Here is a 14,451-nt window from a genome sequence, read left to right on the forward strand (position 1 = left end):
CTCGCGGATCTCCGCGACCAGGGCGTCGTCGTCCGCGCGGCGGACCGCACGGGCCTCGACGCCGGCCAGCCACCGGTAAAAGCCCGAGCGCGAAACCCGAAGGACACGGCATATCCGCTGCACGTCGAAGTCGGCGCGGTGGACGGAGATGAAGGTCCAGCGGCCGGTCATGCCCTCATCTCCTTCGCGAAATACTGGGCCGCCCGCCGCAGGATCTCCCGCTCGAGCTCCCACTCCTTCTCGGCCTTCCGTAGCCGGCCGAGCTCGGCACGCAGCCGCACGAGCTCCTCGTCCCGACTCTCGGCCGCCTCGCTGTCACGGCCGCGGCCACCAACACGGCCGGCCTGTTCATCGGCCTGACGCACCCAGGACCGCAACGTCTCGCCGGTCACCCCAACGTCCGCCGCAACAACCGCATACGTGCGCCGACCAGCGGCCGCGCGAATCAGCGAATTCCGCGCCACGGCCGCAGGCTACCGCCAGCTCACCACCTGGGCTCGCTCCTTCGGCACGCTCCGGCGGGCCGGCGTGGAGTGCACCGGCTCCTACGGCGCCGCGCTGGCCCGTCACCTGAACGCCGAAGGGATCGAGGTGACCGAGGTCAACCAGCCCGACAAGGCCGCCCGGCGACGGCCCGGTCGAGACGCTACGGCTGTACAAGCTCGCGAAAGGATCCGCGGTCAAGGCCCGCACCCAGGCCATCAACCAGCTCAAAAGCGTCCTGATCTGCGCCGAAGCTGCCCTGCGCGAGAACCTTGCCGGGCTTGCCAACCCCCACCTGATCAAGCGCTGCGCGCAGCTCGACGACACGCAGGACGGCGGGCCTGCCGACGCGGCCCGCCCACACCCTCAGGCTGCTCGCACACCGTATCCAGCACCTGACCGAGGAGATCGAGAGCCTGGTCAAGCGCATAGCCGCGACGGTGCGAGCCAGCCACCCCGATCTGCTCGACGCCCGCGGTATCGGCCCGGACAGTGCCGCGGCCCTGCTGATAGCGGCCGGTGACAACCCCGAGCGCCTCACCAGCGAGGCCGCGTTCGCCGCCCTGTGCGGAGTCAGCCCCGTCGAGCAGTCCTCAGGCAAGACCCAACGCCGCCGGCTCAACCGCGGCGGCGACCGCCAGGCCAACGCCGTCCTCTACCGCGCCGTCCTAGCCCGCCTGCGCTGGGACCCACGCACCCAGGACTACCTGCAACGACGCCTCACCGAAGGCAAGCCACGCCGCGAGATCATCCGATGCCTCAAACGCTACCTAGCACGAGAGGTCTACCGGCTCCTCACCCCCACCCCAACCGCAGCTTGACATCCATAGGGGCATCAGTGCCCCATGGAGGGATGCAGCCGGGGGAGGCCTGCGCGACTGGGGTGCGTGGAGCCACCCTTGCCTCGGCGCATACCGCCGGACAGCATCCCTGGTGAGTGGTGTCGGCGGTTGCCGAAGGGGCCGACCATATCCGTCCAAAGACAGGCTCTATTGGGCCCCGACGGGCATCACGGCTGTTTTCGGATGCTCCGCAGATGCGGTGAACGCGCCTGGTCAACTACATGGGACAGCGGGTCGGGCCCCATTGCGCTCTCCGGCGTGGAACACACCGGCGGACGCCAATTGGCCGGGGGGCGCCGCCGGATCGCATTAGCGGCAACCGCACTACTGTTCACACCGACGATCTTCACTGAGAGTGGTGGGAAGGCAGTGGCCCGTCGCGCAGGTGTCTCCTCCGGCCCCGGGCTTCGGTCTGCGCGGGCGGTGCCTTGAACGCCGGGGTGGTCCTGATGTCTGCCTCGGAGGGGCGACAGCGTAGGGTCTGGCGCCGGATGCTGCGGTGGCGAAGTGTGTGGACGCCCCGGAAGCGGACGTCCCCGGGGTACGTCAGTCTTGCTCTACAGGGATGCGATCGCGGTGACGGGGTTCGGTGGCCAGGTGGCCGGTTACACGCTGGTCCGGCGGCGTAGGGCTCCGCCGCGTCCGCGCAGGGTGATGCCGGTTTCGGTGAGGATGCGGTGGACGAAGCCGTAGCTGCGTCCGTTGGCTTCGGCGAGGCTGCGGATGGATTCTCCGCTCTCATACGCGCTCTTGAGGCGGGCGGCGACCGTCTCGCGTTCCTCACCGGTGATCCGCTGGCCTTTGTCCACGGGGGTATGTCTCCGGCACTGTCACATTATGAAAAATGGCGTGCACATGGCAGCACATCTGGGTGCCTGGGCCCGCTCCGCGGCGGAAGATTTTATGCAGAAACGGCGATCGGAACCCTTTCGTCGGAAGATTCACTGGCATGCCCACGCCATGCGTCGATAACGTGACAGTGCCGTCGGACCGGGAACGCCCCCGGCCGCTTGACCGGCGGCGCCACTGCCGCAGGCGGCCCGACGGCCCGGCGGCCCCGAACGGTCGAACCGACCGTTCGGGGCTCTTCGTCATGTCACGGGTGTGGCGTGCGCCCCGCAGGGAAGCTTCTGGTCTACGTCGGCGTTGAGAAGGAAGACCATGGGAAGCCAGAAGTTCACCATTCCCCCGGTGCGGAGCAGCTTTCGCTGGCGCATCAACCCGCACCACTCCGCCGAAATGGACGCCGACGCGAACACGTGGGCGTTCGGGCTGTTCAGCGACGATCCCCGCGTGCCGGCGCCGGTCCACGCCGACAACTACACGACGTGGGCAGCGCTGTGCTTCCCCGATGTGGACCGTGACCTGCTGAACCGCTGGTGCCGCTTCAACGCGCTCTACACGGTCATGGAGAACAAGCAGGAGGCCCTGTACGAGACGAGCGGCGCGGGCAGCGCCGAACGGCTTTGGGAACGCACGGTCATGCTGCTCTTCCGGCAGTCGCACGGCGCCGACGTGTTCGCCGCCGGTGACTGGGGCGACGGACTGCCCCGGTACAACCTGACGGCGGCGATGGAGATCGCCGAGAGGCTCCCGGAGTCGCTGGCCCGGTACTTCCTGCGGCGCATCGCGTACATGGCGCAGGCGCAGTACCAGGAAGACCACGCGATCCGGTCGCCCCGCATGGGGTGGGGAGAGTATCTGGAGTACCGGCACGTCAACTTCGGCGTCCCGCTGTTCACCGCGACGATTCCCGCGCTGCTGGAGCGAAACCTTTCCGCAGAGGAATGGGATTCGGCCGAGCGGAGTGAACTCGACCGGCTGACGGCGCATCACAGCTGCCTCGTCAACGACCTGTACTCGTTCCGGAAGGAATGGAACGACAGGAACGGGAAGAAGGAACACGTTCAGGCCGTTTCGGTGCTGCAACACGTCTACGGCCTGGGCATACAGGAAGCGCTGAACAAACTCGTCGAGACGATCGAGGAGACGGAACGGCAGTACGTCGCTCTCCGCTCGCGCTGGGCCCTCACACCGGAAGCCGATGAGTACTGCGACCGCCTGGAGGACATCAGCGCGGGGAACCTGCGCTACCACCAGACGTCGCCCCGGTTCCACGGGGGCGGTTTCGAGGGCGTGTTCACCGGTGGGGAACTTCAGGTGACCGCAAGGCGATCGGGACGCACTCAGCCGGCCTCGGCCGGGGCATAGCGGCAGAGCGGGGCCGTCCCCTGACGGGTCGCGCGCCTGGCTTCGGCGAACAGTTCGTGCGGCGGGACCGGGGACAGCAGGCGCAGGAACGGCATCTCCGGCTCCGAACGTCCGACGGAGACCCCGTGGGGGCGGAGCTTGACGGTTTCGAGGGGCAGATGCGGGACCTTGAGGGCGGTCCACGGGCCGGGCACGAAAGCCATCCTACCGGCGCGGGCCCGCCGCCCGGTCTCGACCGCGCCCGCCGCCCACCTGCTGTCCGCCGTCACGGCCGCCGGCGGGACCGTCAGCCAGCTGCGGGTACCGGACAAGACCAACGAGATCTCCGCGTTCACCGCCCTGCTGGCCCCGTTCGACCTGGGCGGCACCACGGTGACCGCGGACGCCCTGCACACCCAGCGCGAGCACGCGAAATGGCTGGTGGAGGTGAAGAAGGCGCACTACCTGTTCGTGGTCAAGGGAAACCAGCCGAACCTGCACGCAGCGCTCAAGGCTCTGCCGTGGAAGGAGGTGACCGCCCGCCGCTACGACCGCGGGCGCGGCCACGGACGGCACGAGACCCGCTCGGTGTGCGCACGCTCACCGTCACCAGCCTTCACCTGGACTTCCCGTACGTGGTCCAAGCGGTGAAGATCCTTCGGCACCGCACGGACCTGAAGACCGGCAAGGTCACCCGGCAGACCATCTATGCGATCACGGATATGACGGCACGCGAGGCATCACCGCAGGTCATCGGTCGTATCGCCAGGTCACAGTGGGGCATCGAGGCCGTCCACCACGTCAGAGACGTCACGTTCACCGAGGACGCCTCCAGGATCCGGACCGGGCACGGCCCGGCCAACATGGCCACCCTGCGCAACCTCGCGATCAACAAGCTCCGCGAACACGGCCACACCAGCATCGCCGCCGGCCTCCGCGAGATGTCCTACGAGCCCTTCACCCGCCCCCTCGACCTCCTCGGCATCGTCCCCTGACCAGCAACTACACCAAGATCAAACGACTTTGGAACAGCCCTGCCTGGGTCGCCGAGACACCCAGATCGCCGGACAGGGCGACCTGACCGGTGACAGCAAGACCGACCTCGTCGCGCGGAAGCCGAACGGGGAGCTGTACCGGTACGCGGGCACGGGGAACGCCTCCGCACCCTTCCAGAAGCCCGTGAAGATCGGCTGCGGCTTCCAGGCCTACAACATCCTGTAGAAGCGGAACACGGAGGGCCGCACAGCACACATGGCGGTCAACGCCCGAATGAAGATCCACGTGGTCCTCGCGGCCGCCGGGCCGGAGCCAGACGAAGCAGACGAACTCGTCGGCGCGATGGAGGCCGGAGCCGCCGCGGAGCGCACTGCTGGGTGGAGGAGCTGCTCGGTTGGGGCCCGGCGTAGGGCGACGGGTGGGACGGGGCTGTGGACCGGGCGCTGGACGTCCTGGGCTCCACCGCCGACAGCGCCTACCGGCAGCGGGGGCGTTCCCCCGTCACCCGGTCGCTGCTGGTCGGCGGGGAGATCCTCCACAACCGGATCGTGGCTGCGGAGCAGGCTGCCGAGACTTGCCCTCCGGTGGCGAGGAGAGCGACTGTGGGCACAGGCGACTGATCCACCTTCACCCCGAGCTCAGCGGCAACCTGTTGCGGGGCGTGGGAACGGGCCTGTGTTGCGGAGGCTCAGGCACCGAAGACCGGCCTTACAGACGGCGTCGCACTTCGCGTCCCTGCCGAGCCGCCGGTCAGTATCACGCCCCGCACGCGGAGCCGGGCGGGCTTTGCGACTCGGTGTAACTGCCGGGCGCCGTGTGTTGAGCCGGTGCCGGTGCCGCCGGGTTTCTAGCCGCGCGCAGACCTCAGAAGGCGGCCGAAGGACCTCTCCTCGAAGAGCCATCCGTACCGGGCACCGGTGATCTGGGTGCCGTTGATGACGACCGTGGGAGTGCCGGGCCCGCGGGGGTCATCGCCGCCGGCGGCCTCGTACGCCTTCTCCGATGCGACGACGAAGCCGCTGTACTTCATCGTCGCCACCGCGGAGTCGAAGGCCTCGCTCCGCAGACCGGGGACCTGGTCGGCCAGAGCCAGAAGAGAGTTGTTGGTGTACCCACCAGCGCGCTCGCTCTTTGCCATGTTCTCCAACAGCACCGCGTGGTACTCGGTGAACAGGCCGGCCTCCAGCGCTGCGCGCAGGGCGTTGACCGCCTTGTTCGAGCCGTCACCACCCACGCGGTCGTCCCTGAAGGACGCGAAGGTGTACTCGGTCCTGGCTTCACGGCGCAGCGTCATCGAGCGGAGCACCGGCGCTCCGCTCGCGAACTCGTCCACGTACGGGCAGCGCGGGTCCTCGTACAGCCGGACCGTGGTGGCCGCGGCCGGGTCTCCCACCACGATCGTGGTGCCGTCCGCGGCCAGCGTCTCCGGCAGCTCGCCGACTACCGCGTACGGCACCGGGCGAGGTGTGTTTGCGTTCTTGGCGTTAGTGGACAGCGCTGTCTGCGCGCAGCCGGCCGTCATGACGACGGCGATGGCGGCCACCGTCGGCGTGGCGGCCAGTGCTCGTATACCTCTCACCTGCTGGTTCCCTCCCCTTGTGGGTGCAGACTCTAGGCTCTGCAGGTCACAGGTCGCGCCGTGGTTTCGTACTACGGCACGGCGGACCTGGATATCGGGGAACCCTGGCCGCCCGGTGGGTGATCACCCGGTGTCAGATGATGCCGGCAGGATCGGCGCTGTGAACGATATTCGCACTACGCCGCCGCGGCCGCTCGACGTGGCCTCGGTCTTCCCACACTGCCGTTCGGCCTTGTCGGCTATGAAGTTCCCCCCTGAACCTGGACAGCGGGTGGTTACGCTGCGGGGGTGAGGTCGTGGGTCGCCAGCGCTCTGGTTTCGAGTGGGGTGACGTAGCCATACACGGGGTGCTTGCGCAGCCGCGTGCGGTTGTATTCGACCTCGATGAAGCGGAAGACGTCGGCGCGGGCCGCCTCGTGGGACTCCCAGACGGTGGTCCCGATCTCCGCTTTCAGCAATCCGAAAAAGCTTTCGGCTGCGGCGTTATCGTAACATGAGCCCGTTCTGCCCATGCTCTGTCTCAGGTTCAACTCCCATATGAGCGTGCGGTATTCGCCTGATGTGTATTCAGATCCGCGGTCCGAGTGGGCGATACAGCCCGGCTTGAGGGCGCCGCGGCCGGCGGCCATTTTCAGGGCGCCGGTGACGAGCTCGGCGCGGTGGTGGTCGGCCATCGCGTACCCGATCACCTCGCGAGTGGCCAGGTCGATGACGGTCGCCAGATACCACCAGCCGGCGAGCGTCGGCAGGTACGTGATGTCCGAGACCAGCTTCGTGCCCGGCTCAGCCGCGGTGAAGTCGCGTCCGACCAGGTCCGGGGAGGGTGCCGCCCTGCGGTCTGCCTTGGTGAGGTTTCGGCGCTTGCGGCGGGTAATCCCGCGGATGTCGTGCTCGCGCATCAGCCGCTCGACCTTCTTCCGGTTGACCCTCCGGCCCTTTCGGCGCAGGGCCGCGGTGATCCTCGGGGCGCCGTAGGCACGACGGGATTCCTCGTGGACCTGCCGGATCTCGGCCACCAGCTCGTCCTCCTCGCGCGCTGTGACGGCGGCGGCCGGACGGGCGGCGAGGTAGGCGTAGTAGCCGGAGCGGGAGATCTCCAGGGCCCGGCACAACAGCGAGACACTGTAGCCGTCAGGGCGTTCGGGGCCGGCCTTCTCCGCGTCGACGAACGCGTAGCGCGTGGCTGCGTCTACTTCGTCTTGCGGTTCGCGAAGAAGGCGGTCGCTTTTCCCAGTACCTCGATGGTCTGTTCCATCTCGCGGACCTTGCGGCGCAGGCGCGCCAGCTCCTCGCGCTCGGCCGTGGTCAGCGCGCCCGCCGGCCCCTGGCCGCGGTCGGTCTTGTCCTGGTTGACCCAGTTACGCAGTCCCTCGGGGCTCACGCCAATCTCCCGGGCGACCTCGGTGACCGTCTTGCCCGACGAGTGCACCAGGGCCACCGCGTCGCGCTTGAACTCGGCCGTGTACCGCTTGCTCGTGTTGCTCTTCTTGCTCACTACCTGGGACTGCTTCCTCCGGGACTGTCCGTCCCAGTATCAGGCTGTCCAGCTCAGAGGGGGAACTTCAGCTATGCGTCAAACGACGAGCTAGATCACCGACGGCCCCGCAGTGGCGGGTTGCCGGATGCTGCGGGAACAAACGACCACGCCCTGGGTGTCGTATCGTGGCGGGGTTCCTGTGCCGAGGTTTCGGTGGCAGTGACCGGATTTCCTGTTCCTTCTGTGTGTCGATCTTGGGGTGACTTTTTATTAACCAGGCCATGTAGTCGTCCGTGTTCCCCGCGTGCTGTGTTGTCGCACGTGTCCGGGGGCGGACGTCGCGCTGGCCTGAGTTGCGTCACCGTTCCCCGCAGTTTTCTTCCCGGGTGCAGCTCTGCCGTCTGCCCCGGGTTTCGTGTTTTCCGGCCCCGGTGCGGCTGTCGGCAGGGCTCCCCGATTCCTTTTGGATCAGGAGTTTCCCCTCGTGTCTTCCTCCGCGCTCGACAACGAGCCAGAGCACACCACCCGGCACTCGAACCACCCAGCACCCCACCCCCCGAAAATGGCCCTGGCGGCCTGGATCGCGCTCCTGGTGCTGCTGACCGCCGAGCTGATGAACATGCTCGACCAGTCGGTCGTCCTGACCGCGCTGCCGGCCATCCAGGAGTCGACCGGTGCCGGATCGGTCGCGGTGCAGTGGCTGACCACCGCCTATTCCCTCCCTGTCGCCGTCGGGCTGATCACCGGCGGACGGCTCGGTGACATCTACGGCCGCCGCAGGATCCTGCTCATCGGCACCGTCGTGTTCACCGCCGCCTCCCTGCTGTGCGCACTGGCCACCGGCCCGGGCGTGCTGATCGGCGCCCGCCTGCTCCAGGGCGTCGGCGTGGCCGTGATGATCCCGCAGGTCCTGGCGACCATGCACGTCACCTTCGAAGGCCACAATCGCAGCAAGGCATTCGGCCTGTACGGGGCCGTCCTGGCCATCGCCAACGTCCTGGGCCCGGTCCTGGGCGGCGTACTCACCCAGGCCGACCTGTTCGGGCTGTCCTGGCGGCCGATCTTCCTGGTCAACGTGCCCGTCGGGCTGGCCGTACTCCTCCTCGGACGCACATTCATCCCCGAGTCGACCCTCCGCAAGGCCGACCGCCTCGACCTGGCCGGCATGCTGCTGTCCGGCCTGGCCATCGTCCTGATCCTCTTCCCGCTCACCGAGGGCCACGCCCACCGATGGCCGCTGTGGTGCTTCGCCATGCTCGCCGCCGGCGTCCTGGTCCTCGGCGTCTGCCTGCGCCACCAGCGGCGCAGGCAGGACAACGCCCCGCTGGTGACCCTGTCCCTCTTCCGGGTCAGGCAGTTCTCCGGGGGCATGGCCGCGGACCTGATGCACGGCCTGCTGTGCGGCCTGTTCTTCATGACCTGGACGCTGTACCTGCAGCGCGGACTGGGACTGAGCCCGCTGGAGGCGGCCGTGGCCTTCGTGCTGCTCTCCGTGGGAGAACTGGGCGGCGCGACCATCGCGGCGAAGACCGCAGGACGTTTCGCCCGCCGTCTGCCGCAGGCCGGAGCCCTCATCGCGACCGCTGCGATGTCCGCCTACGGGCTCCAGACCGGCAGCCACCAGGCCGATCTGACCCTGCTGGCGATGACCCCTCCGGTGGTGCTGATCGGCTTCGGCCTGGGCATGGTCTCCGGCCCGCTCGCCGATCTGTCGCTGGCCGGGGTCCCGCACGAGGACGCCGGCTCGGCCTCGGGCCTGTTCAACACCGCCATTCACCTGGGCATCGCGCTGGGCACCGCGCTCACCGCCGTGGTGTTCTTCGCCATCACCGGCGGCTCCCCCGACGGCGCGGCCAACCGCGACGCGTTCGTCACCGTGCTGTGGTGGGTCTGCGGCCTCCTCGCCCTGATGTGGGCCCTGATGTTCTGCCTCCCCAAACAGGCCGACAACCAGGCCCACTGAGCCACCCCCAGATCCCGGCCGGCACATCGGCCGGGACCCGGGCCCTCAGCCGTCCTCGACCTCGGCGGCGGCACCGGGGTCCCGGAAGGGACCTCCGTGCGGCGGTTCGTGAGTCTTCAGCTCGATGGTGGCCTCGTCGGTGGGCCGCATCGGCTTGAGTTCGCGGCGGATGCGTGCCTGGTCGGCGATCACGAGTACATCGCGGGCGTCGGTCTCTCCCTCGCCTCGGTATCCGTCGTTGGCCCGAAGCGGCCGGCCGGGGCCGGGCCTGGTGGGTTTCGGTGCACCGGCTGGCGTGCCCGTCTTCGCGCGCAGGTTCCTGAACCCCCGGCGGATCCGGGCCAGCGTGGGTTTTCTCAGTTCTAGCTGTCGCGCCGCGCATGGTTGCTAGCTTCACAGAATGACTGCTGTGACATTCGACGATGCTGTCCGAGCCCGGCTACAAGCCCCCAACATCTGGTACGTCGGCACCGTGTTCGCCGACGGAGCACCTCAGGTCAGCCCGATGTGGGTGGATCTGGAGGGTGAGCGGGAGCTGACGTTCACCACCTCAGTGGGCCGGGTGAAGGAGGAAAACCTGCGCCTCGACCCCCGCGTCTATCTGTCGCACGCGGACGCCACCAAGCCCCTCGACCGAGTGCAAATCAGCGGTGTCGTAGCCCGGTTCATCAACGGTCAAGAGGCACACGATCGGATGGACCAGCTGGCCCGCAAGTACCTGGGCAAAGAGCGCTACGAATGGCTCATGCCGGGGGAACAGCGAGTTTCGGTGATCGTGCGCCCACTCAAGGTGCGGCACATCGTAGGGGTGGAGCGGTTCCGGCCCGGCGGCCCCGTCCCTACTCCCTGAATGACTGGTAGACCGGTGCTGGCGGGCCTTCTTCCGCTGGGCCTGGCTCGTCATGGCCGCACACGCGCAGCTCCGTCTCTCCCGTCCGGCCGCGCGAGATGTCCACCGGGCGGATCGGCGCGGCTCAGGGTGTGCGTAAGGTCGGCACGAGCCGTGGGCGCCACGCTCCGGGTGGTGACCTTGTGGGAGGAAGACGTGGAGACTGATACCCGGCGACGGTCGCACTCTGATGCGGGTGCTCTGGGTGACAGGTTGAACGGTCTGCGCGAGCGCGGGTTCGCCCGCTACGGCGCGGAGCAACTCGGTATCGTCCCGACCGGCTCCACGGCGAGGGACTTGGCCGGGATCGGGGAGGTCTGCACGGCTCTGCCACCCGACCCGTACGCGCCGGGAACGAATCGGTTCCGCCGGTACTCCCACGCCGTGTACCTGCCGTGGAAGGACGAACTGTCCTGGATTCCGGGAACCCCCGACCCCGTGCACGGTACGGTCACCGACTTCTCCCAGGGCGATGACGACCCTACCCACCCGCGGACAGGGCGCGTGCTCCCCGGCATCCCCGAGGCGCTGCGCGGCAACGCTCTGCTGCTGCGACTCCTGCGCTGGGACATCGACCAGGTGCTGTCGCTGAAGGATCTGGGGAGACGGCCGCTGTGGGCCGGTGTCCACCTGATCAGGCTCGGCGTCGACCATCTCGGTCAGGACGCCGTTTCCTCCCCGGACTGCCTGCACCAGGACGGAGGTTCGGCCAGCACGTTCACTTTCGCTCACCTGATCAGCCGTACCAACGTCACCGGCGGGCAGAACGTCATCGCCACGCCGGGCAGTGCGGGCCTGCAACCCGAGGACCCGTGGACGGACATCCACGCGCGCTTCACCCTCACCGACCCACTGGACGGGTACGCCGTCCACGACCACAAGGTCAGCCACTACGTCGGCCCGGTCCGAGCGGGCTCCGAGCCCGGGCCGGGCGAACGGTCCATCCTCATCATCGGCATCGCCCCGTACGTCCCCCAGCTGTGACATCGCCCCCACTACAGTTTTGGTTGCCCCGCAAGGGGGCGCCCGACCTCCGGAGTTGGCATGCCTTTCTCTCCCCGTCGTTGATGGTTTGCGAGGTGGTGTCACCGGCTCCGGAAGTATCGACAGACCGCTGATCAGGGTGAAGTTCCCCCCTGAACCTGGACAGCGGGTGGTTACGCTGCGGGGGTGAGGTCGTGGGTCGCCAGCGCTCTGGTTTCGAGTGGGGTGACGTAGCCATACACGGGGTGCTTGCGCAGCCGCGTGCGGTTGTATTCGGCCTCGATGAAGCGGAAGACGTCGGCGCGGGCCGCCTCGTGGGACTCCCAGACGGTGGTCCCGATCTCCGCTTTCAGCAATCCGAAAAAGCTTTCGGCTGCGGCGTTATCGTAACATGAGCCCGTTCTGCCCATGCTCTGTCTCAGGTTCAACTCCCATATGAGCGTGCGGTATTCGCCTGATGTGTATTCAGATCCGCGGTCCGAGTGGGCGATACAGCCCGGCTTGAGGGCGCCGCGGCCGGCGGCCATTTTCAGGGCGCCGGTGACGAGCTCGGCGCGGTGGTGGTCGGCCATCGCGTACCCGATCACCTCGCGAGTGGCCAGGTCGATGACGGTCGCCAGATACCACCAGCCGGCGAGCGTCGGCAGGTACGTGATGTCCGAGACCAGCTTCGTGCCCGGCTCAGCCGCGGTGAAGTCGCGTCCGACCAGGTCCGGGGAGGGTGCCGCCCTGCGGTCTGCCTTGGTGAGGTTTCGGCGCTTGCGGCGGGTAATCCCGCGGATGTCGTGCTCGCGCATCAGCCGCTCGACCTTCTTCCGGTTGACCCTCCGGCCCTTTCGGCGCAGGGCCGCGGTGATCCTCGGGGCGCCGTAGGCACGACGGGATTCCTCGTGGACCTGCCGGATCTCGGCCACCAGCTCGTCCTCCTCGCGCGCTGTGACGGCGGCGGCCGGACGGGCGGCGAGGTAGGCGTAGTAGCCGGAGCGGGAGATCTCCAGGGCCCGGCACAACAGCGAGACACTGTAGCCGTCAGGGCGTTCGGGGCCGGCCTTCTCCGCGTCGACGAACGCGTAGCGCGTGGCTGCGTCTACTTCGTCTTGCGGTTCGCGAAGAAGGCGGTCGCTTTTCCCAGTACCTCGATGGTCTGTTCCATCTCGCGGACCTTGCGGCGCAGGCGCGCCAGCTCCTCGCGCTCGGCCGTGGTCAGCGCGCCCGCCGGCCCCTGGCCGCGGTCGGTCTTGTCCTGGTTGACCCAGTTACGCAGTCCCTCGGGGCTCACGCCAATCTCCCGGGCGACCTCGGTGACCGTCTTGCCCGACGAGTGCACCAGGGCCACCGCGTCGCGCTTGAACTCGGCCGTGTACCGCTTGCTCGTGTTGCTCTTCTTGCTCACTACCTGGGACTGCTTCCTCCGGGACTGTCCGTCCCAGTATCAGGCTGTCCAGCTCAGAGGGGGAACTTCATGGGCATGGTCACCGGCCTTTCCGAAGGTCGGGAGGCTCTTCGTCATGTGGATGTGGCGATCGATGCCGTGGGACGCCGGGCGACAGGGACGACCGGAGGACGCACGTGATCCGTCCATTTCTCTGTACATGAGCAGACGCTATCCACCGGCCCGGCAGTACGGGCGCCGTCGCCTGTTCGGGCCAGAGCACATGGTCCAGGGTGTGTCGCCAAACCAGTCCCAACGGCCCCGCTCGCCGGCACACGAGTCTCCTACCCCGCTAACCCGGCGGATGTCGGCACTCGAGGGGTCACGCCCTCGCCCACGGCAGGGTGTTCGGGTGGCGAGCGGGGATCGCTGTGTCCGCCGAGCCGTAGTCGCAGCGTGGCCATCGTGTCCGCGGACGCCGGACTGGCACGCTGATCGGCGGAGCCCGCCCGGGTCCTCCTTCGCGCGTCGGCCGGGGTGGCCGCCGCCCCGGCCGTCCTTACAGAGGGATTTAGGGTCCAGCGTCCAAGACGGTCCGGCAGCGAACGCGTCTGATCCCTCCGCTGCGTCTAGCCGGTGATCACACCGGGAGGGGGCGGAGGCAGCGGGGGCGTGCTGGGGAAGGCCGGAGTTCCCCCAGCCGGCGAACCCGCCCGCCCGCCCGAGGTGCTTCCGTAGAACGCGTCCGCGATGGCGGTCAGCGCGGGGGCAACCCCGGGAGGCATCTCGTTGACAGTGCCCGACGCCGGGAAACCGAACGAGAGCATCAACTGCTTCAGGGCCACCACCATGGGTGCGGGAAGCCTGTCCAGCGCGGCGATGATCTGCTCGCCCGCGGGAATGCCGTCCGAGGAGACATTCCCCGTCTGCGTGTCGTCTGCCATCGTCTTCGCCCTCCAAAGGGGTACACGGGTCGTTCCATCGCTTCTGCTCACTGGAGAGAGATCAATGCGGAAACGCAGCCGACTCGGCCTTGGACATGTTGCTCAAGTCGACCCAGCCCTCGGCCACACGACTGATGCGCCGGGCCCCGGGTATGGCTGGGAGCCGGCAGCGTGATCCGGCTGCAGGCGCAGTCGCTTCGTCAGGCCGGTCACCGGCCGGGCGCCTCGGCGAGGATCTGGTCGGCAGCCAAGTGCGGACATCCGCGGACGTGCCAGGTCACCGACAGCACACCGCCGGCAGCGAACAGCGTCCTCGCGTCGCCGTCCCGGTCCGTGGCCTTGCAGTGCGGGCAGACAACAACCCGCGGACGGGCAGCCTCGCGCACGGCCCTCACCCCTATCCCGACGGCACAACCGGTCCGCCGGCTCAGGCCAGAACTATCAAATCCGCAAGCGGTCTGCCCGCTTACTGGCGGGTGTGCGCCAAAATTTTCCCAGACCCCCTTTCAGCGGCCGGACGCTGCGCCGCTCCTTCGGACAACAACGCGCCCTGCAGTCGGCCGGACGCAGGCTGGACAGACGGCCGGGCAGAGGGTGGGCGGTCAGCGGGTCGTCACTCGCAGGCCACGCCGTCGCCGTCCCGGTCGAGGTGTGAGCCGTACCCGGCATCGCCACGCCGGATCGGCGCCGCGCCAGCATCCCGGACAGCCATGCAGTTCTGGTAGTGGACGC

17 protein-coding genes and 4 pseudogenes are annotated in these 14,451 nt (G+C 68.3%); 9 read left to right on the top strand and 12 right to left on the bottom strand.

Annotated features, from left to right (window positions below):
- Positions 1-167: 167 nt before the first annotated feature.
- A complete protein-coding gene (locus OG435_RS50610; protein ID WP_430625789.1) occupies positions 168-464 on the bottom strand; it encodes a hypothetical protein in 297 nt (98 codons plus the stop codon).
- Here OG435_RS50610 and OG435_RS50035 point away from each other — a divergent pair.
- Positions 421-1,304 (top strand): annotated as a pseudogene (locus OG435_RS50035) (IS110 family transposase). The gene OG435_RS50610 and the pseudogene OG435_RS50035 overlap by 44 nt on opposite strands.
- A 626-nt stretch (positions 1,305-1,930) precedes the next feature.
- Here the strand turns inward: OG435_RS50035 and OG435_RS00785 are convergent.
- Positions 1,931-2,134 carry a helix-turn-helix domain-containing protein gene (locus OG435_RS00785; RefSeq protein WP_266874774.1) on the bottom strand — a complete coding sequence of 68 codons (204 nt, stop codon included), beginning with the start codon at positions 2,132-2,134 and terminating at the stop codon, positions 1,931-1,933.
- A 430-nt stretch (positions 2,135-2,564) separates the two neighbouring features.
- Between OG435_RS00785 and OG435_RS00790 the strand changes: the two genes are divergently transcribed.
- Positions 2,565-3,536 (top strand): terpene synthase family protein, encoded by a 972-nt coding sequence (locus OG435_RS00790; protein WP_266874775.1) that lies wholly within the window; start codon positions 2,565-2,567, stop codon positions 3,534-3,536.
- Here the strand turns inward: OG435_RS00790 and OG435_RS00795 are convergent.
- On the bottom strand, positions 3,512-3,730 hold the full coding sequence (locus tag OG435_RS00795; RefSeq protein WP_266874776.1) for a hypothetical protein: 219 nt from the start codon (positions 3,728-3,730) through the stop codon (positions 3,512-3,514). The genes OG435_RS00790 and OG435_RS00795 overlap by 25 nt on opposite strands.
- On the opposite strand from OG435_RS00795, the gene OG435_RS00800 reads away from it, so the two are divergent.
- From OG435_RS00800 to OG435_RS00815, 4 genes are all read left to right on the top strand, one after another.
- Positions 3,705-4,166 (top strand): ISAs1 family transposase, encoded by a 462-nt coding sequence (locus tag OG435_RS00800; RefSeq protein WP_266874777.1) that lies wholly within the window; start codon positions 3,705-3,707, stop codon positions 4,164-4,166. The genes OG435_RS00795 and OG435_RS00800 overlap by 26 nt on opposite strands.
- Entirely contained in the window at positions 4,163-4,510 is a 348-nt protein-coding gene (locus tag OG435_RS00805) for a hypothetical protein (RefSeq protein ID WP_266874778.1), read from the top strand. Before OG435_RS00800 ends, OG435_RS00805 begins: the two co-directional genes overlap by 4 nt.
- A 28-nt stretch (positions 4,511-4,538) precedes the next feature.
- Entirely contained in the window at positions 4,539-4,736 is a 198-nt protein-coding gene (locus tag OG435_RS00810; RefSeq protein WP_266874779.1) for a hypothetical protein, read from the top strand.
- A gap of 206 nt (positions 4,737-4,942) precedes the next feature.
- Complete coding sequence (locus OG435_RS00815; protein ID WP_266874780.1) at positions 4,943-5,131, top strand: hypothetical protein; 189 nt, start codon at positions 4,943-4,945, stop codon at positions 5,129-5,131.
- A 227-nt stretch (positions 5,132-5,358) separates the two neighbouring features.
- Here the strand turns inward: OG435_RS00815 and OG435_RS00820 are convergent, their stop codons facing one another.
- The 3 genes and pseudogenes from OG435_RS00820 to OG435_RS00830 form a co-directional block, all read right to left on the bottom strand.
- Entirely contained in the window at positions 5,359-6,090 is a 732-nt protein-coding gene (locus tag OG435_RS00820; protein WP_266874781.1) for a DsbA family protein, read from the bottom strand.
- Positions 6,091-6,365: 275 nt separating this feature from the next.
- Positions 6,366-7,244, bottom strand: a pseudogene (locus OG435_RS00825) (IS3 family transposase); the annotation flags it as partial.
- A 35-nt stretch (positions 7,245-7,279) separates the two neighbouring features.
- A complete protein-coding gene (locus tag OG435_RS00830; RefSeq protein WP_266874782.1) occupies positions 7,280-7,585 on the bottom strand; it encodes a transposase in 306 nt (101 codons plus the stop codon).
- Between the two features lie 466 nt (positions 7,586-8,051).
- Between OG435_RS00830 and OG435_RS00835 the strand changes: the two genes are divergently transcribed.
- Positions 8,052-9,530, top strand: a complete 1,479-nt coding sequence (locus OG435_RS00835) for an MFS transporter (protein WP_266874783.1) — start codon at positions 8,052-8,054, stop codon at positions 9,528-9,530.
- A 45-nt stretch (positions 9,531-9,575) separates the two neighbouring features.
- Here OG435_RS00835 and OG435_RS50615 read toward each other — a convergent pair.
- Positions 9,576-9,878 (bottom strand): annotated as a pseudogene (locus tag OG435_RS50615) (IS110 family transposase); the annotation flags it as partial.
- Between the two features lie 52 nt (positions 9,879-9,930).
- Between OG435_RS50615 and OG435_RS00845 the strand changes: the two are divergent.
- Both OG435_RS00845 and OG435_RS00850 read left to right on the top strand, forming a co-directional pair.
- Positions 9,931-10,380: a TIGR03618 family F420-dependent PPOX class oxidoreductase gene (locus OG435_RS00845; RefSeq protein WP_266874784.1), complete on the top strand. Its 450-nt coding sequence runs from the start codon at positions 9,931-9,933 to the stop codon at positions 10,378-10,380.
- Positions 10,381-10,632: 252 nt separating this feature from the next.
- Positions 10,633-11,403, top strand: coding sequence for a 2OG-Fe dioxygenase family protein (locus OG435_RS00850; protein ID WP_266874785.1), 771 nt, complete (start codon positions 10,633-10,635; stop codon positions 11,401-11,403).
- Positions 11,404-11,576: 173 nt separating this feature from the next.
- On the opposite strand, the pseudogene OG435_RS00855 reads toward OG435_RS00850, so the two are convergent.
- From OG435_RS00855 to OG435_RS00875, 5 genes and pseudogenes are all read right to left on the bottom strand, one after another.
- Positions 11,577-12,455, bottom strand: a pseudogene (locus OG435_RS00855) (IS3 family transposase); the annotation flags it as partial.
- A gap of 35 nt (positions 12,456-12,490) precedes the next feature.
- Entirely contained in the window at positions 12,491-12,796 is a 306-nt protein-coding gene (locus tag OG435_RS00860; RefSeq protein ID WP_266874782.1) for a transposase, read from the bottom strand.
- 608 nt (positions 12,797-13,404) lie between these two features.
- Positions 13,405-13,719, bottom strand: coding sequence for a hypothetical protein (locus OG435_RS00865; RefSeq protein WP_266874786.1), 315 nt, complete (start codon positions 13,717-13,719; stop codon positions 13,405-13,407).
- Positions 13,720-13,928: 209 nt separating this feature from the next.
- On the bottom strand, positions 13,929-14,105 hold the full coding sequence (locus tag OG435_RS00870; RefSeq protein ID WP_266874787.1) for a hypothetical protein: 177 nt from the start codon (positions 14,103-14,105) through the stop codon (positions 13,929-13,931).
- 227 nt (positions 14,106-14,332) lie between these two features.
- Positions 14,333-14,431, bottom strand: a complete 99-nt coding sequence (locus tag OG435_RS00875) for an excalibur calcium-binding domain-containing protein (RefSeq protein ID WP_323187766.1) — start codon at positions 14,429-14,431, stop codon at positions 14,333-14,335.
- Between the last annotated feature and the right edge of the window lie 20 nt (positions 14,432-14,451).

Origin of the sequence: Streptomyces sp. NBC_01264 (assembly GCF_026340675.1) — a bacterium.
Lineage (GTDB): Bacteria > Actinomycetota > Actinomycetes > Streptomycetales > Streptomycetaceae > Streptomyces.